This window comes from Streptomyces sp. NPDC005263 (assembly GCF_042872365.1).
Taxonomy (GTDB): Bacteria; Actinomycetota; Actinomycetes; order Streptomycetales; family Streptomycetaceae; genus Streptomyces.
Genome location: NZ_JBIAKJ010000004.1, coordinates 791,050 through 809,371, shown reverse-complemented (window position 1 = coordinate 809,371; position 18,322 = coordinate 791,050). Strand labels below are relative to the sequence as shown.

21 protein-coding genes are annotated in these 18,322 nt (G+C 70.1%); 15 read left to right on the top strand and 6 right to left on the bottom strand.

The window, feature by feature from the left end:
- Positions 1–96: 96 nt before the first annotated feature.
- From ACFYRY_RS22280 to ACFYRY_RS22270, 3 genes are all read left to right on the top strand, one after another.
- The gene (locus ACFYRY_RS22280; RefSeq protein ID WP_389148123.1) at positions 97–936 is read left to right on the top strand and encodes a sulfurtransferase; all 840 of its coding nucleotides are present in this window, start codon (positions 97–99) and stop codon (positions 934–936) included.
- Between the two features lie 40 nt (positions 937–976).
- Positions 977–1,264 carry a DUF1416 domain-containing protein gene (locus tag ACFYRY_RS22275; protein ID WP_007382995.1) on the top strand — a complete coding sequence of 96 codons (288 nt, stop codon included), beginning with the start codon at positions 977–979 and terminating at the stop codon, positions 1,262–1,264.
- Positions 1,265–1,372: 108 nt separating this feature from the next.
- Positions 1,373–1,633: a DUF3099 domain-containing protein gene (locus ACFYRY_RS22270; protein WP_389148120.1), complete on the top strand. Its 261-nt coding sequence runs from the start codon at positions 1,373–1,375 to the stop codon at positions 1,631–1,633.
- A gap of 24 nt (positions 1,634–1,657) precedes the next feature.
- Here ACFYRY_RS22270 and ACFYRY_RS22265 read toward each other — a convergent pair whose 3' ends face one another.
- On the bottom strand, positions 1,658–2,020 hold the full coding sequence (locus ACFYRY_RS22265; protein ID WP_389148117.1) for a DsrE family protein: 363 nt from the start codon (positions 2,018–2,020) through the stop codon (positions 1,658–1,660).
- Positions 2,021–2,311: 291 nt separating this feature from the next.
- Between ACFYRY_RS22265 and ACFYRY_RS22260 the strand changes: the two genes are divergently transcribed.
- Positions 2,312–2,887: an FABP family protein gene (locus tag ACFYRY_RS22260; protein WP_389148114.1), complete on the top strand. Its 576-nt coding sequence runs from the start codon at positions 2,312–2,314 to the stop codon at positions 2,885–2,887.
- Positions 2,888–2,944: 57 nt separating this feature from the next.
- On the opposite strand, the gene ACFYRY_RS22255 is transcribed toward ACFYRY_RS22260, so the two are convergent.
- The gene (locus tag ACFYRY_RS22255) at positions 2,945–4,174 is read right to left on the bottom strand and encodes an RNA-guided endonuclease InsQ/TnpB family protein (protein ID WP_389148111.1); all 1,230 of its coding nucleotides are present in this window, start codon (positions 4,172–4,174) and stop codon (positions 2,945–2,947) included.
- A 226-nt stretch (positions 4,175–4,400) separates the two neighbouring features.
- Between ACFYRY_RS22255 and ACFYRY_RS22250 the strand changes: the two genes are divergently transcribed.
- Both ACFYRY_RS22250 and ACFYRY_RS22245 read left to right on the top strand, forming a co-directional pair.
- Positions 4,401–4,838 carry a Fur family transcriptional regulator gene (locus ACFYRY_RS22250; RefSeq protein WP_389148108.1) on the top strand — a complete coding sequence of 146 codons (438 nt, stop codon included), beginning with the start codon at positions 4,401–4,403 and terminating at the stop codon, positions 4,836–4,838.
- A 10-nt stretch (positions 4,839–4,848) separates the two neighbouring features.
- Positions 4,849–5,814: a YgfZ/GcvT domain-containing protein gene (locus ACFYRY_RS22245; protein ID WP_389148105.1), complete on the top strand. Its 966-nt coding sequence runs from the start codon at positions 4,849–4,851 to the stop codon at positions 5,812–5,814.
- Positions 5,815–5,845: 31 nt separating this feature from the next.
- Here the strand turns inward: ACFYRY_RS22245 and dtd are convergent, their stop codons facing one another.
- Positions 5,846–6,271, bottom strand: coding sequence for a D-aminoacyl-tRNA deacylase (gene dtd, locus ACFYRY_RS22240; RefSeq protein WP_389148103.1), 426 nt, complete (start codon positions 6,269–6,271; stop codon positions 5,846–5,848).
- Between the two features lie 159 nt (positions 6,272–6,430).
- On the opposite strand from dtd, the gene ACFYRY_RS22235 reads away from it, so the two are divergent.
- The 3 genes from ACFYRY_RS22235 to ACFYRY_RS22225 all read left to right on the top strand — a co-directional run bounded on the left by ACFYRY_RS22235 (position 6,431) and on the right by ACFYRY_RS22225 (position 9,689).
- Complete coding sequence (locus tag ACFYRY_RS22235) at positions 6,431–7,021, top strand: aerial mycelium formation protein (protein WP_389148100.1); 591 nt, start codon at positions 6,431–6,433, stop codon at positions 7,019–7,021.
- Positions 7,022–7,092: 71 nt separating this feature from the next.
- Positions 7,093–8,097 (top strand): asparaginase, encoded by a 1,005-nt coding sequence (locus ACFYRY_RS22230; protein WP_389148097.1) that lies wholly within the window; start codon positions 7,093–7,095, stop codon positions 8,095–8,097.
- A 329-nt stretch (positions 8,098–8,426) separates the two neighbouring features.
- On the top strand, positions 8,427–9,689 hold the full coding sequence (locus ACFYRY_RS22225; RefSeq protein WP_389148094.1) for a GNAT family N-acetyltransferase: 1,263 nt from the start codon (positions 8,427–8,429) through the stop codon (positions 9,687–9,689).
- A 203-nt stretch (positions 9,690–9,892) separates the two neighbouring features.
- Here ACFYRY_RS22225 and ACFYRY_RS22220 read toward each other — a convergent pair whose 3' ends face one another.
- Positions 9,893–10,078, bottom strand: coding sequence for a hypothetical protein (locus ACFYRY_RS22220; protein WP_389148091.1), 186 nt, complete (start codon positions 10,076–10,078; stop codon positions 9,893–9,895).
- Positions 10,079–10,261: 183 nt separating this feature from the next.
- Here ACFYRY_RS22220 and ACFYRY_RS22215 point away from each other — a divergent pair, with 183 nt between their 5' ends.
- The gene (locus ACFYRY_RS22215) at positions 10,262–11,188 is read left to right on the top strand and encodes a winged helix-turn-helix domain-containing protein (protein WP_389148089.1); all 927 of its coding nucleotides are present in this window, start codon (positions 10,262–10,264) and stop codon (positions 11,186–11,188) included.
- A 45-nt stretch (positions 11,189–11,233) separates the two neighbouring features.
- Here the strand turns inward: ACFYRY_RS22215 and ACFYRY_RS22210 are convergent, their stop codons facing one another.
- Positions 11,234–11,422, bottom strand: coding sequence for a hypothetical protein (locus ACFYRY_RS22210; RefSeq protein WP_389148087.1), 189 nt, complete (start codon positions 11,420–11,422; stop codon positions 11,234–11,236).
- A 171-nt stretch (positions 11,423–11,593) separates the two neighbouring features.
- On the opposite strand from ACFYRY_RS22210, the gene ACFYRY_RS22205 reads away from it, so the two are divergent.
- The 5 genes from ACFYRY_RS22205 to ACFYRY_RS22185 all read left to right on the top strand — a co-directional run bounded on the left by ACFYRY_RS22205 (position 11,594) and on the right by ACFYRY_RS22185 (position 17,273).
- Positions 11,594–12,478, top strand: a complete 885-nt coding sequence (locus ACFYRY_RS22205; protein ID WP_389148084.1) for a GntR family transcriptional regulator — start codon at positions 11,594–11,596, stop codon at positions 12,476–12,478.
- A gap of 29 nt (positions 12,479–12,507) precedes the next feature.
- Positions 12,508–13,221, top strand: a complete 714-nt coding sequence (locus tag ACFYRY_RS22200; protein ID WP_389148081.1) for an HAD family hydrolase — start codon at positions 12,508–12,510, stop codon at positions 13,219–13,221.
- Positions 13,222–13,352: 131 nt separating this feature from the next.
- The gene (locus tag ACFYRY_RS22195) at positions 13,353–14,462 is read left to right on the top strand and encodes a phosphotransferase (protein WP_389148078.1); all 1,110 of its coding nucleotides are present in this window, start codon (positions 13,353–13,355) and stop codon (positions 14,460–14,462) included.
- A 53-nt stretch (positions 14,463–14,515) separates the two neighbouring features.
- On the top strand, positions 14,516–15,121 hold the full coding sequence (locus tag ACFYRY_RS22190) for a TetR/AcrR family transcriptional regulator (RefSeq protein ID WP_389148075.1): 606 nt from the start codon (positions 14,516–14,518) through the stop codon (positions 15,119–15,121).
- 55 nt (positions 15,122–15,176) lie between these two features.
- A complete protein-coding gene (locus tag ACFYRY_RS22185; RefSeq protein ID WP_389148072.1) occupies positions 15,177–17,273 on the top strand; it encodes a HelD family protein in 2,097 nt (698 codons plus the stop codon).
- A 71-nt stretch (positions 17,274–17,344) separates the two neighbouring features.
- On the opposite strand, the gene ACFYRY_RS22180 is transcribed toward ACFYRY_RS22185, so the two are convergent.
- A complete protein-coding gene (locus ACFYRY_RS22180; protein ID WP_389148069.1) occupies positions 17,345–18,187 on the bottom strand; it encodes a nitroreductase/quinone reductase family protein in 843 nt (280 codons plus the stop codon).
- Between the last annotated feature and the right edge of the window lie 135 nt (positions 18,188–18,322).

The window sequence follows — 18,322 nt, the reverse complement described above, 5'->3', positions numbered from 1 at the left end:
TCAGCAGGGCATCCGTGCGCCCGCGCCGATCCGGGCCCGACCGCGCACCCCTCTCACTCGCACGCCCCGCCGCAACTGCCCCGGAGGAGAAAGAGCATGAGCCGCAGCGACGTACTGGTAGACGCCGACTGGGTCCAGGACCACCTGGACGACCCGACCATCGCGATCGTGGAGGTGGACGAAGACACGTCCGCCTACGAGAAGAACCACATCCGAGGCGCGATCCGCATCGACTGGACCGACGACCTGCAGGACCCGGTCCGCCGTGACTTCATCGACCAGGAGGGCTTCGAGAAGCTCCTCTCCGCGAAGGGCATCGCCAACGACACGCTGGTGATCCTCTACGGCGGCAACAACAACTGGTTCGCGTCGTACGCCTACTGGTACTTCAAGCTGTACGGCCACGAGAACGTCAAGCTTCTCGACGGCGGCCGCAAGAAGTGGGAGCTGGACGCCCGCGAGCTGGTCGAGGACGTGCCCGAGCGCCCCACCACCACGTACACGGCCAAGCCGCAGAACAAGGCCATCCGCGCCTTCCGCGACGACGTCGTCGCCGCGATCGGTTCGCAGAACCTGGTCGACGTCCGCTCGCCCGACGAGTTCTCCGGCAAGCTGCTCGCCCCCGCGCACCTGCCGCAGGAGCAGTCGCAGCGTCCGGGGCACGTCCCGTCCGCGCGCAACATCCCGTGGTCGAAGAACGCCAACGACGACGGCACCTTCAAGTCGGACGACGAGCTCAAGGAGCTGTACGCCGAGGAGCAGGTGGACCTCGCCAAGGACACCATCGCTTACTGCCGCATCGGTGAGCGCTCCGCGCTGACCTGGTTCGTCCTGCACGAGCTGCTCGGCGTGGAGAACGTCAAGAACTACGACGGCTCCTGGACCGAGTACGGCTCCCTCGTCGGCGTGCCGATCGAGCTCGGCGCCAACAAGTAGTCCACCGACCGACCTCTCTAGACCTCTTCAGGAGTACGACATGTGTGGAGCGAAGGCCGGCGGCCCGGACGCCTCGACGATCAAGCCCGGTGAGACCACCATCCAGGGTCAGGTGACCCGCGACGGCGAGCCGGTGGTCGGCTACGTCCGTCTGCTCGACTCGACCGGTGAGTTCACCGCGGAGGTCCCCACCTCCGCCACGGGTCAGTTCCGTTTCTACGCGGCCGAGGGCACCTGGACGGTCCGCGCCCTCGTCCCCGGTGGCACCGCCGACCGCACGGTCGTCGCCCAGCAGGGTGGCCTGGCGGAGGTCGCGATCGCGGTCTGACGACGGCCCGTCGAACCAGGCACTGAAGGGCCGCGCCCCAAGGGTTGGACACCCGGGGCGCGGCCCTTCGGTACGCCTGCCCGACCGCCCCGGGCCTACCCTGGACGTATGTACGCACGGCGGCGTCACACGTACTTCGCCATGATGGGCGTCTGCATCACGCTCTTCGTCCTGGCCTGGGGAGTGGTACGCATCTGGTCGGTCCCGGTGGCCGTCGGGATGTGCGTGGTCGCGATGCTCATCCCGCCGTTCGCGGCGATGGTCGCGAACCGACGCGGCCCCGACGACCGCTGGTGGGACGACCCCTCCGGCGACCCGAAGTCCGACGAGTGGTGGGACGAGCTGGACGGTCGGAAAGGGCCGCGCTGAGTCGTCTGAGTCGTTTGAGTCGTCTCAGTAGACGAGCGCCTGTGTCTCGTCCCCGAGGGCCTCCTGGACGAAGACCTGGGCGCCGGCGATGCGTACGCCCTCGATGACGTCCTTCTCCGTGATGTCCCGGCGGGCCGCGCACTGGGTGCACAGGGTGACCCGGCCGGCCGACATGATCGAGTCGAGGAGATCGGGCAGCGGCGCGGCGTGCGGAAGGTCGAACTCGGCGGCCCGGCCCGGGAGCGCGAACCAGGCGGACTCGCCGGTCAGCCACAGGGACACATCGACACCGCTGGCCACGGCCACCGCCGCCACCGTGAACGCCTGCGAGCACCGCTCGGGGGCGTCCGCCCCCGCCGTCACCTTGATCACGAGCTTCTTCGCCATGCCCGAATCGTAATCAACTCCTCCCCGGCCCGTCGGCCGCCGCCCGGGCCCGCCGCTGCCGGGCTGAGCCCGCAGGCCTACCTCCCCCCGAGCCCCGGGCCCCGGCCGCGTAAGCTGGGGCCCGGCTCTGTGTACCGCCCCATAACGATCGTCCGAGGAGCACTCCGTGCTTGAGGTTTTCTTCGAAACCCTGCTGGTCCTGGTCTGCGTCGGAGTGCTCGGCTTCGCCTGGCTGACCGTGAAGAAGCTGTACCAGGGCCAGCGCTGACCCACGTCTAGGAACTGCCACTCATGATCGAGATCCCGTCCGACCTCCACAAGGACCTCGTGCCCCTCGCCTTCCTGCTCGGCAACTGGGCCGGCGCGGGTGTGCACGACTTCCCCGGCTCCGAGAAGTGCAACTTCGGACAGGAGGTCTCCTTCGCCCACGACGGCCGGGACTTCCTGGAGTACCGCTCGCACACCTGGGTGCTGGACAGCGACGGCAACAAGGTCAGGCCGCTGGAGTCGGAGTCCGGCTTCTGGCGCATCGACGCCGACCGCAAGGTAGAGGTCACGATGACCCGCGACGACGGCGTCGTCGAGATCTGGTACGGCGAGCTGGCGCACCAGAAGCCGCAGATCGACCTGGTCACGGACGCGGTCGCCCGCACCGCCGCCTCCGGCCCGTACACCGGCGGCAAGCGTCTGTACGGCTACGTCAAGTCCGACCTGATGTGGGTGGGCGAGAAGCAGACCCCCGAGGTCGAGCTGCGCCCCTACATGTCGGCCCACCTGAAGAAGGTCGTCACCCCGGAGGACGTCGAACGCTGGGCCAAGGCCCTGCCCGACGACATGCCGGACGACGGCATCGCGTTCTTCAATTGACATGCTCCTCGGGCTGAAGCCCGAGGATTCTGGCCGTCCCCACCCGAACCTGTGGCGCTACGCGGCACAGGTTCGGGTGGGGGTTCCGTGGCTTCCTGTTTCTTCGCGCTGTGCCGGGACGAGTCCCGGTCTTACCGGCGCTCCGCAGGCCGATACCGCCAGTCCGGCGGCCTGTCTGACGTTGATCGCGGCGTTGTGGTCCCGGTCGTGGAGCGTGCCACACATGGGGCAGGTCCATTCCCGTACGTGCAGGGGTTTGGGCCCGTCCCGGTATCCGCAGGTGGAGCACGTCTGGCTGGTGGGTTCGAACCGGCCGATCTTGATGAAGGTCCGGCCGTACCTTTTCGCCTTGTACTCCAGCATGCCAACGAACTGGGCCCAGCCCGCGTCGTGCACGCTTTTGGCCAGCCTGGTGCGCGCGAGCCCGGCCACCGCCAGGTCCTCCACCGCGACCGCTTGGTTCTCGCGGATCAACTTCGTGGAGAGTTGCTGGTGGAACTCCTTGCGCGCATCGGCCACAGCCGTGTGGGCACGGGCAACCTTCCGGCGTGCCTTGGCCCGGTTCTTCGATCCCTTCTGTTTGCGGGAGAGCTCCCGCTGGGCTTTCTTCAGCTTCTTCTCCGCCCGGCGCAGAAACCGCGGCGAGTCAATCTTCGTGCCGTCGGAGAGGACCGCGAAGTGCGTCAGGCCCAGGTCGATACCGATCGCGGCCTCAGGGCTTGGCTCCGTCCAGCGGGTCCGGTCGGTGTCGGGATCGGTGTCGATGACGAAGCTGGCGAAGTACCTGCCCGCCGCATCCAGGATCACCGTCACACTCGACGGCACGGCGGGCAGGATCCGTGACCACTTGACCTTCACCTCACCGATCTTCGGCAGGGACAGCCGCCCGCCCTTGGTGATTTTCCAGCAGGCGTTCGCGGTGAACCGGATCGCCTGCCGGGAATCCTTGCGCGACCTGAAACGCGGCGCACCCACCCTCGGACCTCGGCGCTCGCCCTTCAGCGAGGCGAAGAAGTTCCGGTACGCGGCCTCCACGTCCCGCAAGGCCTGTTGCAGGACGACCGAGGAGACCTCACCCAGCCAGGAACGTTCAGGGGTGTTCTTGGCCCGGGTGATCAGCTGCTGGGACAGGACAGCAGCACTGGGGTAGGGCTCCTGGGTCGTACGGGCATCCTCACGGGCGCGTACCGCGTCGTTGAACACGACGCGGGCGCACCCGAACGCCCGTGCCAACGCGGCGCGTTGACCAGGCTCCGGGTACAAACGGAAGGCGTACCGAAGCTGCATTCGGTGATCGTAAGAACAGACGACACCCGATGTCGCCGGGAACACCCGTTCCCTACCTCACCCCCCCTGGTCGCAGCGCCCGACTCCGCCCGACGACACCGCGACGCAACCACGAGATTCGCTTCACCATCGGGCTGAAGCCCGATGCACTACGAATGGAAATCGGTAGCCGTCCGCCCGCTGCCGCCCGGCCCCTGATCGGCCTCGGGCTCATACACTGGGTGCTGTGGTGAGCACCGACTGGAAGAGCGACCTCAGGCAGCGCGGCTACCGGCTGACGCCGCAGCGGCAACTCGTGCTCGAAGCCGTGGACACCTTGGAACACGCGACCCCCGACGACATCCTCGTGGAAGTACGGAAGACGGCGTCGGGGGTCAACATCTCCACGGTCTACCGGACCCTGGAGCTGCTGGAGGAGCTCGGGCTGGTCAGCCACGCGCACCTCGGGCACGGCGCGCCCACGTACCACCTGGCCGATCGACACCATCACATCCACCTGGTCTGCCGGGACTGCACGAACGTGATCGAGGCGGATGTGAGCGTGGCCGCCGAGTTCACCGCCAAGCTCCGCAGCGAGTTCGGCTTCGACACCGACATGAAGCACTTCGCGATCTTCGGCCGGTGCAAGGACTGTTCGCTGAAGGGTGCACCTACCGAGTCGTAGGCTTATGCATATGAAGAGCCCTCTGCTGACCCTGCCCGGCGCCGTCCCCGCCGAAGGCGTGGACGAAGGTGTCGCCGCCCACTACGGCGACCTGTTCCGCGAGCAGCGCGCCCTCGCGGACGGCACCGGCTTCGTCGACCTCTCGCACCGCGGAGTCGTCACCGTCTCCGGCGACGACCGGCTGGCCTGGCTGCACCTGCTGCTCACCCAGCACGTCAGCGACCTGCCGACGGGACAGGCCACCGAGGCGCTGATCCTGTCCGCGCACGGCCACATCGAGCACGCCCTGTACCTGGTGGACGACGGCTCCACGGTCTGGGCGCACGTCGAGCCCGGCACCCAGGACGCACTGATCGCCTACCTGGAGTCGATGAAGTTCTTCTACCGGGTCGAGGTCGCCGACCGCACCGCGGACATCGCGGTGGTCCACCTGCCCGCCGGTTCGATAGCCGAGGTCCCGGAGGGCGTCGCCGTACGCGAGACGGCGTACGGCCGTGATCTGTTCCTCCCCCGGGCCGACTTGGAGGCGTACGCCGAGAAGGCCGGCCCCCCGGTCGGCATCCTCGCCCACGAGGCCCTCCGCGTCGAGCAGCACCGGCCCCGCCTCGGCTTCGAGACCGACCACCGCACCATCCCGCACGAGCTGGGCTGGATCGGCAGCGCGGTCCACCTCCAGAAGGGCTGCTACCGCGGCCAGGAGACCGTCGCCCGCGTCCAGAACCTGGGCAAGCCCCCGCGCCGGCTGGTCTTCCTCCACCTGGACGGCAGCGAGGTCCATCTGCCGCCGGCCGGCACCGAGATCCGCCTCGCGGACGACGAGCCCGACGGCCGCAAGATCGGCTTCATCACGACGTCCGTACGGCACCACGAGCTCGGCCCGGTCGCCCTGGCCCTGGTGAAGCGGAACGTGCCGCTGGACGCGCGGCTGATGGCGGACACGACGGCGGCGGCCCAGGAAGTCGTCGTGCAGCCGTAGGGGTGAACAACCCCGCCGGACAGGCCCAGCCCTAGATCTCGACGAGCACGGTGAACGGGCCGTCGTTCGTCAGTGAGACGCGCATCTGCGCGCCGAAGCGGCCCGTCGCCACCGTCGCGCCCAGCGTGCGGAGTTGGGCGACCACCTCGTCGACCAGCGGTTCGGCCACGTAGCCGGGGGCGGCCGCGTTCCAGGTGGGGCGGCGGCCCTTGCGGGCGTCGCCGTACAGGGTGAACTGGCTGATGACGAGGAGCGGCGCGTCGATGTCGCTGCAGGACCGCTCGTCCGCCAGCATGCGGATCGACCACAGCTTCCGGGCGAGCTGGGCCGCCTTCTCCTTGGTGTCCTCGTGGGTCACCCCGACGAGGACACACAGTCCCTCGCCGTCGATCTCCCCGACCGTCTCACCGTCCACGACGACGCTCGCGCCGTCCACCCTCTGCACCACCGCACGCATCCGACCATCATGCCCGGTGGCCGGCGGTGCTCCGCACGGGCCTTCTTTTTTTGGCTGCTTACCCCCCATCTGGGGCGGATCGGGGGCACTCGGTCACATAGTGGCCACTTGGGGTGGCACGATGCTTGCACACGCCGGTCGAGGGGACGGTAGAGGCACATGAGCACACCGATTACCGGGCAGTTGGGCACCCAGCGGCCGCCCGTGCAGCGCACCGACAGTCCGCGGATGCCCGCCGACCCGCCCGAGCCCGGCCTTGACGTGCTGAGCCTGCCCGCACTGCGCACCCTGCGCCGGGACGCGCAGCGCGACGAGGCCGACCTCAGCTACCTGCGGCGGCTGCTTCAGGGCCGTATCGACATCCTGCGGGCGGAACTCGGGCGGCGGTCCCCGACGGGATCGGCCGCCGTCGTGACCGTGGAGGAGGCATCCCTGGTCGAGCGGCTGTCGGAGATCCTCACCGACGCCCCGGCCCGGCACCGCTCCTCCGCCCGCCATGTGACGCTGGGCACGCCGCACAGCGAGGAGTACCGGCTGCTGGCAGCGGAGGCGCTCGCCGAGGTCGAGCTGTCGGACCTGGAGGCGCGCACCGACCAGGAGTTGAGCACGGCGATGGGACGGCTCGTACGGTACGAGCAGCGGGTGTCCCGGCGTCGGCAGCGGCTGCAGCGGACGGCGGACGACTGCAGCGCGGAGATCGCCCGCAGGTACCGTGAAGGGGAAGCCCAAGTCGACGACCTGCTCATCTGACACGGCGGCCGTACCGGAGATCCCGGACCCGCTGTCGGGGCGGGTCCCCTCTCTCCGGAAGGCCACCGCCGATGTCCGCGTCCGCCGCCAAGTCCGCCTCCGCTTCCGTGCCGCCGCCCATACCGCCCGTGCCGTCCGTACCGCCGGTTCTCGCCGAGGTCGTCCGCTCCGGGTTCGTCGAAGGGCGGCACCGGGGCAGCCTGGTCGTGCTGGACGCCGCCGGAGACGTCGAACTGGCCCTCGGGGAGGTGACGGTCCCGGTCTTCCCGCGCTCCTCCAACAAGCCGATGCAGGCGGCGGGCGTGCTGCGGGCGGGCCTGGACCTGGCGGGCGAGCGCCTCGCACTGGCCGCGGCCAGCCACTCCGGCGAGCCCTTCCACCGTGACCTGGTCCACAAGATGCTGGACGAGTACGGGCTGGACGAGGAACTGCTCCAGTGCCCGCCCGACCTCCCGTTGGACGCGGAGGAACGGGAGACGTACCTGGCGTCGGGCGCGGTCCGCTCCCGCGTGACCATGAACTGCTCCGGCAAGCACACGGCGATGCTGGCCGCGTGCGCGTTGCGGGAGTGGCCGCTGGACTCCTACCTGGACCCGTCCCACCCTCTCCAGCAGCTCATCCACAGGGGTGTGGAGGAGGTGGCGGGCGAGCCGGTGACCGCCGTGGGCACCGACGGCTGTGGTGCGCCCCTGCTGGCGATCACCCTCACCGGCCTGGCCCGCGCCTACCGCTCCTTCGCCCTGGCCGCCCCGGACACCCCCGAACACCGCGTCGCCACCGCCATGCGCGCCCACCCCGAGTACGTCGCCGGCACCCGCCGCCCCGACACCTGGCTGATGCGCGAAGTCCCCGGCGCCCTGTCGAAGATGGGCGCGGAGGCCGTCCAGGCCCTCGCCCTCCCCGACGGCCGAGCCCTCGCCTTCAAGGTCGAAGACGGCAGCCTCCGCTCCCTGGGCCCCGTACTCGCCCGCGCCCTCAACCTCATGGGCATCGACTCCCCCGTCGTCGAACGGATCGGACGGGCACCGCTGATGGGCGGAGCGGAAGAGGTGGGGGAGATCCGAGCGGCTTTCTGAGGGGAGCGACGGTCGGGGGCGGGGCCCCTGGTTGGGGGCTGGGGCGGTGCCTCGGTTGGATCGCCGCGTGGCGCCTGGGCAGGGGTGCAGGGGGCGTTGTCCCCGCCGGGGTCTGGGCGGCGCCCCTGATGGGGGGCCGGGCGGCGCCCCGGATGGATCGAACGTGGCGCCCGGGCAGGGGTGCAGGGGACGTAGTCCCCGCCGGGGGCCAGGGGCGGAGCCCCTGGTGGGGTCTTAGGGGCGGAGCCCCTGGGGATGGGACGGGTAGGGGCGGCGGGGGCGAGAAAAAATCCCCGCGGCACCCGCACCCGCCCACCTACCGTGACCCCATGACGCACCCGCACCCCGACACCGACGTACGCCACATCACCGAACCCGAACTCGCCGACTGGCTCCGCGCCGTGAACACCGGATTCCTGCGCGCCCCCACCGTCCCGGACCACGACCTCGAAGCCCGCCGCGCCCAGTTCGAACCGGCCAGGTTCCTCGGCGCGTTCGACCGCGACAACGGCGGCCGGTGCGTCGCGACCTTCCGTTCCTTCGCCCAACAGCTCACCACCGTCGGCGGCGCGACCGTCCCCGCCAACGCGATCAGCGCCGTCACCGTCACCGCCACCCACCGCCGCCGCGGCCTGCTCACCCGCATGATGGCCCAGGACCTCGCGGCGGCGAAGGACCGCGGAGACGTCGTCGCGACCCTGATCGCCGCCGAATACCCCATCTACGGCCGCTACGGCTTCGGCCCCGCCACCTGGATGACCGAGTGGACGATCGACGTCCCCCGCACCGGCCTCGACCCGCGCCGCCCCGTCCCGGACGACGGCGGCCGTATCGACCTGGTGGACGGTGAGGACGTCCGCAAGCTGGGCCCCGAACTCCACGAGCGGGTACGCCGAACCCAGCCGGGCGCGATCAGTCGCGAGGAGTTGTGGTGGCGGGTCCACACGGGTCTCGTACGGTTCGACCCGACGTGGACCGAGCCGTTCTACGCCGTGTACCGCTCGCCGGAGGGCGAGGTGGAGGGGCTGGTCACGTACACGGTGGACGACAACTGGCACGACAAGCAGCCGCACAACACCGCGACCGTGAAACAGCTGCTCGCCTCGACCCCGGCCGCCGAGCGGGCCCTGTGGCGCTACCTCTGCTCGATCGACTGGACCACCCAGGTCAAGAGCGGCTGGCGAGCCCCCGACGACCTGCTCCCGTTGTCGCTGCCCGACCCGAGGGCGGCCAGGATCACCGCGCAGTCGGACTGGCTGTGGGTGCGGATCCTGGACGTCGTACGGGCGCTGGAGACGCGGACGTACGAGACGGAGGGGGCGCTGGTGCTGGAGGTGACCGACCGGGCCCAACTGGCCGGCGGCCGCTACCGGTTGGAGACCTCGTCGGAGGGCGGCTCCTGTACCCGCACGACCGCCGACGCCGACCTCACGCTCGATGTGGCCGACCTGGCCGCGCTGTGGCTCGGCGACGAGTCGGCCGTGCGGCTGGCGGCGCTGGGGCGGGTGCGGGAAGAACGAGCGGGCGCCGGCCGGTCGGCCGACGCCCTGCTGCGTACGTCCAGGCGTCCTTGGTGCCCGGACATGTTCTGAGGCTCCCTCCTGTCGGGGACAGGTGCTGCTCCGCATCCGTAGCGAGCTGTTCAGTTGTGGCTGTGCCGGTCCTGACGGTGTTGAGTTGTGGCAGTGCGTCCGTAGCGAGCTGTTCGGTTGTGGCTGTGCTGGGTGTCGACCGTGTTCAGTTGTGGTTGTGCGGGCCGACCGGGCTCCCGGCTCCCCTCCGGAAGGGAGCCCGGTCAGCCGGACTGGGCGAGCAGCATCACGAGGATCACCCCTCCGATGCCGCCGATCGCGACGCTCTTGGACTTGATCCCGGCGGTGAGGGCGACCAGGGCGACGATGCCCATGGTGCCCAGCTGCCACTGGACGAGCTGTTCGAAGCCGACGGCGAGGGCGGCGATGGCCAGGGCGATCAGCGGCATGTCGGTCCTCCTTCGGGGCGGTGGTCCCCATCGGTCGCCCACCTGGCCAACCTTTCGAAAGTTTGACCATGTTGACCACGTTGCTTAAGTTGGCGACCAACTTCACAGTACTTATCTCCACTTGGATACGTCTCATAACCATCCTTCGAAGATCTGCTCAAAGATGGCGGGAAGTTGTAGTGTTTGGTCGTGGACCCTAAACACGCCGCCGTCAATGGGCGGAAGAGGGCACAGCGGCCACAGCGGCCACAGACGTCACATCACCAGGTGGCCGACGAACTGCGCGCCCGGATCCGCTCCGGGCAGCTGCGGTCGGGCCAGCGCATGCCCACCCAGGCCAAGCTGGCCGACGAGTTCGGGGTCGAGCGGGGAGTCGTACGGCAGGCACTACAGATCCTGCAGTCGGAACGGTTGCTGACCAACGTATCCAAGGGCAGCCCCGCGACCGTGGCGCCGGATCCGGGACCGGGCAGCAGGCCGGTCGGCCCCGGCGCGCCCCCGCTGCCCACCACGGTGGCCCTCGCGCCCCGCATCGCGGCCGCCTTCGCCGCCCCGCACGTCGAGATCGACGCCCTGTGCCTGACCGCGGTCTCCCTCACCCTCGCCATGGGCGAACCGCTGCGTGAGATCCACGCCGGGCGACTGAATCCGGCCAAGGTCGACGTCCGGGTCCTGCTGCCGAGCCGGGACATCGACCTCGCCTTCCCGGTGCCGGTGGAGGGGCGCGGGGACGACGACCCCGTGCACGAACGCTGGCTGGCCATGCGCAACGCCCAGGGGCAGGTGCTCAAGCACAACCTGCTGGCCCTGCGCGCCACGCACGGCATCGATGTGCGCGTCACCTTCCGCGCGCTGCCCTTCACCCCGCCGGTGAAGCTGTACCTGCTCAACGGGGAGGAGGCGCTGTTCGCCTACTACACGCTGGGCCGCCATGAGGCGGAGATCGACCACGAGTACCTGGAGACGTACGACGCGGAAGGCACCCAGTCGATGCTGTTCGCCTTCGAGCAGGGCGCCGGCCTGCGGGACACGACCTTCGTGGAGCAGTCCCACCTGTGGTTCAACGCACTGTGGGAGACGATCAGTTCGGAGCTGACGCTCACGAGCTGATGTCTCCCACAGTGGGCTGACCGGGGTGCCGTCGACCTGGTCGACTCATAGGGCGGGCCCCGCGACGAGCAGTGCGAGGACGACGGCTCCGAGAGAGCTGACGGTCGGGTTCTTGGCTTTGATGCCTATGGTGAGCAGGAGCACGCCGACGACACCGATGGCTCCGTACTTCCACTTGACGGTCTGTTCGACACCGACGACGAACACGGCGGCGAGGAGGGCGATGACAGGCACGGTGGTTCCCCCTTCAGGCGGTCCGGCAGGGGCCTTGCTGGCGAGAGGAGGCGAAGCGCTCGCCAACCGGGACCAAGTTGGTAACCAACTCTAAGGTAGTTGTCCCCACTTGGTACCTAGTCATAAACAACTTTCAAACAACTCCACATAGATGGATCAAAGTTGTAGCGTTTGGTCGTGACTCAGGAGAACGTGGCAGTGAACGGCAGCAGAAGGCTCTCGCCCCAGGAGATCGCCGATGTCCTGCGGGAGCGGATCCGCACCGGCGACCTCAAGGCGGGCGACCGCCTGCCCACCCAGGCGGAACTCGCCGAGGAGTTCGGTGTGGAACGCGGCACCGTGCGTCAGGCCCTGCGCGTCCTCCAGGACGACGGCCTCCTGAGCAACGTCAGCAAGGGCAGCCCACCGCGCATCGCGGAACCGCCCCGGTCGACGGGGGAGCAGCCGCAGCCCACGATGGTGGGCCTCGCGCCCCGCCTGACCGAGGCGTTCGCGGTCCCGCACGTCCGGGTGGCCGCGGCCTGCCTCACCGCCGAGTCCCTGATGCTGGCCCTGGCGGCGCCGATCCGCCTGATCCACGAGGGCCGCATCCGCCCCGAGTCGATCGACGTCCGCATCCTGCTGCCCTCCCGCGAGATCCCTCTCGCGTTCCCCGTCCCGGTGGAGGGCCGGGGCGAGGACGACGACCCGGTCCACGAGCGCTGGCTGGCCCAGCGCAACGCCCAGGGCCACGTCCTCCAGCACAACCTCCGCGCCCTGCGTTCCTCGCACGGCATCGACGTCCAGGTCAGGTTCCGCGCGCTGCCCTTCACCCCGCCGGTGAAGCTGTACCTGCTGAACGAGGAGGAGGCGCTGATCGCGTACTACATGATCACGCGCCGCGAGGAGGCGTCGGACAGGGGCACGCTCGACATGTACGACGTGCTGGGCACCGAGTCCCTGCTGTTCTCCTTCGTGCAGAAGGACGGTAGGCGCGAGGCGGCGTTCGTGGAGGAATCCCAGAAGTGGTTCGACGCCCTCTGGGAAACCATCACGAGGGACCTGACACTCTCCTAGTGACTTCTGATACGACGCGGACTGAACCCATGGCAGCGGAGACCGAGTACGACACGGAGCGGCTGCGGGCCCTCGTCGCGCGTGCACGGGTCGTCCTGTGGGACTTCGACGGGCCGATCTGCGGTCTCTTCGCGCAGCACTCCTCGCAACGCATCGCCGAGGGTTTCGTGGAGTGGCTGGACACGCTCGGTCTGTCCCATCTCCTCACCGAGGAGGAACGAAAGGACGAGGACCCGCAGGCCGTACTGCGCGCGGTCGACAGCCGGCACTACGGCAGTGACCTCGTGGCGGAGATGGAGAAACGTCTCACCCAGGAGGAGCTCAAGGCCGCGCCCGGCGCGATGCCGACCCCGTGGGCGGACCCCCTGATCCGTACCTGGACAGCCGTGGGTTCCCGGCTGGCCGTCACGACGAACAACTCCCCCGAGGTGGTCCGCGGATACCTGGAGAGCCGTGGCCTGCTCTCCTGCTTCACCCCGCACATCTACGGCCGTACCCGGGACCTCGGCCTCCTCAAGCCCGATCCGCACTGCCTCAACCGCGCGTTGAACGCGCTGGGTGCCGCCCCGTCCGACGCCCTGATGATCGGTGACACGCCCTCGGACCTCGCGGCCGCGCTGGAGGCCGAGGTGCCCTTCCTCGGTTACGCGCGTAACGAGAAGAAGGAGAAGCACCTGAGACAGGCCGGGGCCGAGGACGTCGTCCGGTCCCTGGAGCCCCTGCTGCGGGTGCTGCGAGGTTAGCCCGCCGGTTGGTCCGAGGGGGCGAGCCGGCCCGTCAATTGCCGGGGTTCTCCCTCGGCGCTTGACTCTGTGGTAGTAACGTGCGTCCCCCCAACCCCAGCAGCACGACCAGAACGGCCTGAAATCAGCACATGACATCCCCCTCGGTCCCCGACGACCGGCAGCGAGCCGACGAGTGGAGCGCCCGTCCACGCCTCGTCAGCAGCACGCTGAAGGGACATCACCATGTGCTGCACGTGTGGCCGCTGGAGGATCGGACCTGGGTCAAGTGCCGTGAGCCGCGCGCGGAACTGCTGTGGTTCGACCGCAGGTGCTTCAGGTCGGAGGAGCAACTGCTCCGGGCCCTGAAGGAACACCGGATCGAGTGTGTGCCGGACGTCGTGGACATCGGCGGGGTGGACTTCCAGGGCTTCATCGAGGGGCGGACCGTCGGTACCCGACGGTGGTGGTCGAGCCGACGCGTACCCGACGCGATCTTCGACCAGCTCGTCGACCTGTTCCGCGAGACGGTACGGATCACGCCGGACATGCTGAAGGCCGAGCGGCGCTGCGAGTCCCAGGACCGTCCCGAGGACGGTGACACCGACAGCTTCCTGGAACGTCTGATCGTCTTCATGCAGGAGCAGGTCTACGAACCGAACCGGCCGGTGTTCGAGGGGCTGTTCCGGGAGCTCGGTGTCGGGGACGAGTCGTTCGACCGGCTCAGGAAGCGTGTGTACGGCCTGACCCGGCGGCCTTTCTGTCTGCTGCACGCGGATCTGCACCGGAAGAACCTCATCGTCGATCCCCGGGGGCGGCTCTGGGTGATCGACTGGGAGTTGGCGATGCTGGGCGACCCGCTCTACGACCTCGCCACCCATCTCTACCTGATGCGTTATCCGGCCCATCAGGAGAACCGGATGATCCAGGAATGGTGTCGGGTCGTCGAGCACATCCGCCCCGGAAGCTCCCTCGGGTGGGAACAGGATCTGCCGCGGATCCTCGAGTTCAAGAGAGTGCAGTCGGTGTTCACCGATGTCATCCGGGAGTCCTTGAAACTGCGTCAGCGAGACGATCTCAACTGGGCGGGGCTTCCCCTCGCCGCCGCCAGACTGCACAGAATCCTGACCGCGGCCGCCGAGCCGCTGGGTTCGAAGACGGTGCCGGCCCATCCGCAGATCATGGCGGCGCTGGTGCGCTGGCACCGGCAGGCGGGTACGCGGACGGGCACCCGGCCGAAGCCCGTTCCCGACGCCTCGTAGGCGGCCGTCGAGGGGGGCCGGTGGGTGGGCCGGTCGGTGGTTACCCTCATTTCATGAGCGAGACCGGTCTGCGTGAGCGTAAGAAGCGGCGGATGTACGAGGTGGTGTCGGAGGTCGCGATCGGCCTCTTCCTGGAGAAGGGGTTCGACGCGGTGTCCGTCGCGGAGGTCGCCGCCGCGGCCGAGATCTCCAAGCCGACCCTGTTCCGGTACTTCCCGGCCAAGGAGGACCTCGTCCTGTACCGGATCGCCGATCACGAGGAGGAGGCGGCGCGCGTCGTCGCCGGGCAGGCCTCTCCGCTCGGCGCGCTGCGGCGGCACTTCCTGGACGGGCTGGAGCGCCACGATCCGGTCACCGGGCTCAACGACGATCCGCGGGTGCTCGCCTTCCACACGCTGCTGTACGGGACTCCCGCGCTGGCGGCCCGTGTGTACGCCTACCAGGAACGGTCCGAGGCCGCGCTCGCCGAGGCGCTCGGCGGCGGCCTCGAGGCCAGGCTCGCAGCCGGGCAGATCATCGCCGTGCGCCGCATCCTCGCGCTGGACAACTGGCGGCGGATCTCGGAGGGGGAGCGGGTGGCGGACGTACGGGCGGACGCGGTGGCCGCCGCCGAGCGGGCCTTCGGGAACCTGGCGGCCGGGTTGCCTCACCTCACATGAGTGAGTCTGAGTAAAGAATGTTACTCAGTAACGACATTCCGGTACGCTCGGTGGAATGACGTCACCCGACCCCGCGCTCAAGGACACCCTCCACAGTTCCCTCCGTCAGGAACGCGGCCACCACGACCGTTGCCGCACCGCCCTCGCCGCCATGGTGGACGGGGCCCAGGAACACGTCGTCACCGCCGTGGACGTCTCCGCCTCCGGGGCCGACGCCGAGGTTCTCGGGTACCGCCTGCGCAGCCAGGCCAAGCAACTGCGGGAACTGCCCGAAGGGCCCCTGTTCTTCGGGCGGCTGGACTTCGGCCCGGACGCGGGGGACCACCGCGGGCAGCGGTACCACATCGGGCGCCTGAGGATCAGCGAGCACCCGGCCGTGCCGCCCCTCGTCGTCGACTGGCGGGCCCCCGTCGCCCGCGCCTTCTACCAGGCGAGCGCCCATGAGCCACAGGGCGTCGCGGTGCGCCGCCGGTTCGGCTGGGCGCCCGGCAGCCGGGGCGAGTCCGCCGACCTGACCGGGCTGGAGGACGAGCACCTCGGCCGGGGGGAGTCGCGGGCCAGCGGCATTGTCGCCCAGGAGATCGAGCGGCCCCGGGTCGGCCCCATGCGGGACATCGCCGCGACCATCCAACCCGAGCAGGACGATCTGGTACGGGGGGACCTGCCCGTCTCGCTGTGCGTGCAGGGCGCCCCCGGCACCGGGAAGACCGCCGTCGGACTGCACCGGGCCGCGTACCTGCTCTACACCCACCCGCAGCGCATCCGCCGCGGCGGACTGCTGATCCTCGGGCCCAACCGGACCTTTCTCTCCTACATCGCGGAGGTGCTGCCCGCGCTGGGCGAGACCGGCGTGCGGCAGTCCACCCTCCAGGAGGAGATCGCACCGCACCGCCGGACCACCGCGGCGGCCCGGGCGGCCGGCCCCGCGGTGGACGACGAGCGGACCGCCCTGGTCAAGCACGACGCCCGGATGGCGGAGGTGCTGCGGCGGGCGCTGTACGCGCGGGTGCCGGGCGGTGACGGCGCGGGCGGGGACGGCATCGGTGTCGCCCTCGTGGTGCCCGACGGGACGTATCGGTGGCGGGTGCCCGCCGGCGAACTGGCCCGGATCCTGCGGGACGTACGGACCGAGGAACCGCCGTACGCGGTCGGGCGGGAGCGGGTGCGCGGCAGGATCGTGCGGTGGGTGCAGGCTCAGGCCGAGCGGCGGGCAGGGCCGCAGAGCAACTCCTGGGTGCGGAAGATCGAACGGTCGCGCGCGGTCGGGGCGTACCTGGACGCCGTATGGCCCCGGGTGCGGGCGGAGGAGGTGGTGGCCGAACTCCTCACCGACCCGGCGGTGCTGGCGGCCGCGGCGGACGGACTGCTGGACGCCGACGAGCAGCGGGCGCTGCTGTGGGGGAAGCCGCCGCGGTCCTGGAAGTCGGCGCGCTGGTCGGCCGCGGACCTGGTCCTGCTGGACGAGGTCGGCGGGCTCGTCGAGCACCCGGAGGGGTATGGGCATCTCGTCGTCGACGAGGCACAGGACCTCTCTCCGATGGAGTGCCGGGCGATCGCCCGCCGGGCCGCCTTCGGGTCGCTCACGGTCCTCGGTGACCTGGCGCAGGGGACCACGCCCTGGGCGGCGCGGTCGTGGGACACGGTGCTGCGGCACCTCGGGAAACCGGACGCGGCCGTGGTGCCGCTGACCACCGGGTTCCGGGTGCCGGAGGCGGTGGTGGCGCTGGCGAACCGGCTGTTGGGGAGGCTGGAGGTGGACGTACCGGCGGGGCGGTCGCTGCGCCGGGACGGCGAGCTGCGGATCCGGGAGGCGACCGCGGGCGGGCTGCTCGACGTGGTCGTCGACGCCACCCGGGACGCGCTGGCCCGCGAGGGATCGGTCGGGGTCGTGGCGGCCGACGCGGAGGTGGACCGGGTGCGCGCCGCGCTCGACGCGGCCGGGATCGCGGCGGCGGGCCCCGAGGAGCTGGGCGCCCGGCTGACCGTCGTCCCGGCGAGCCTGGTGAAGGGACTCGAGTACGACCATGTCGTCGCCGTGGAACCGGCCGCGATCGCGGAGGCGGAGCGGCGAGGGCTGCACCGGCTGTACGTGGTGCTGACGCGGGCGGTGTCCCGGTTGGACGTGGTGCACGGGCGGCCGCTGCCGTTCTAGTTCCGGGCCGTCGCCCAGGACGGGAGGTGCCCTGCCCTGTCCTGTTCTGTCCTGGGCGACGTTTCGTCGGGTCAGGTGGTGGCGTCCAGGAGCGGGATCAACTGCTGCTCCTCGTACGTCAGATGGGCTTCCAGCTCCGTCGTGAGGCGCTCCACCTCCGCGCGGGCCGTGTCCCGGTCGGTGTCCTCGGCACTCACCGCGCGGCGCAGGTCCTCGGCGAGGGCCGCGATCCGCTGGTGCTCCTCGCGCAGACGGGCGAGCGCGGGGGCGGCGCTCGGATGGCGGTCGGCGAGGAGCGGGAACATGCCGAGGTCCTCGCCGGTGTGGTGGTTGTGCAGGCCCTGGCAGAACGTCAGGCAGTTCACCCGGAGCTGGGCACCGAGCGTGGACGTACCCGAGCTCATCTCCTTGCGGATCTGCGCGAGTTCACGGCGGAAGGCGTCGTGCACCACCTTGATCGCCTCGCCGAAGGAGCCGGCGTTGATGTTCGGGGGGCCGTCCTGGGCGATCTCGTGCAGGGCGACCACCGGGATCACCCGGTCCGTCTTCTCCTGGTACGCCGCCCAGCCCTCATCCGCCTCCACGGCCCGCGCGAAGGCCTGGTCCCGCTCCTCGCCGGTGAGCGGCTCGGCCCGCGCCCGGTACGTGAACGCGCCGCTCTCCACGGTGACTTCGGGGTGCGCGAGGAGGTTGCGGTACCAGTCGGGGTGACGAGGCGCACCGCCCGCCGAGGCGATGACGAGGATGCGGTCACCGCCGTCGGGGAGGTAGCCGACGGGGGCGGTGTGCGGGGTGCCGGTGCGGGCGCCGGTGGTGGTGAGGAGGATCAGCCGGGCGCCCTCGAAGGGGCCGCCCATACGGCCCTTGTTGGCGCGGAACTCCTCGATGACCTGCTCATTGAAAGGGTTGGGCACGCTGTCTTCTTTCTCTTTCTCGGTCGCTGGACTCTTCGGAACGTCGAAGGTGGCGCGGAGAAAGAGGCGGGCCCCTGGCCCTCCCCCACGTGCGGATTCGCTCGAGCGGGGGGACCCCCGTCGGCCTCACTCAGA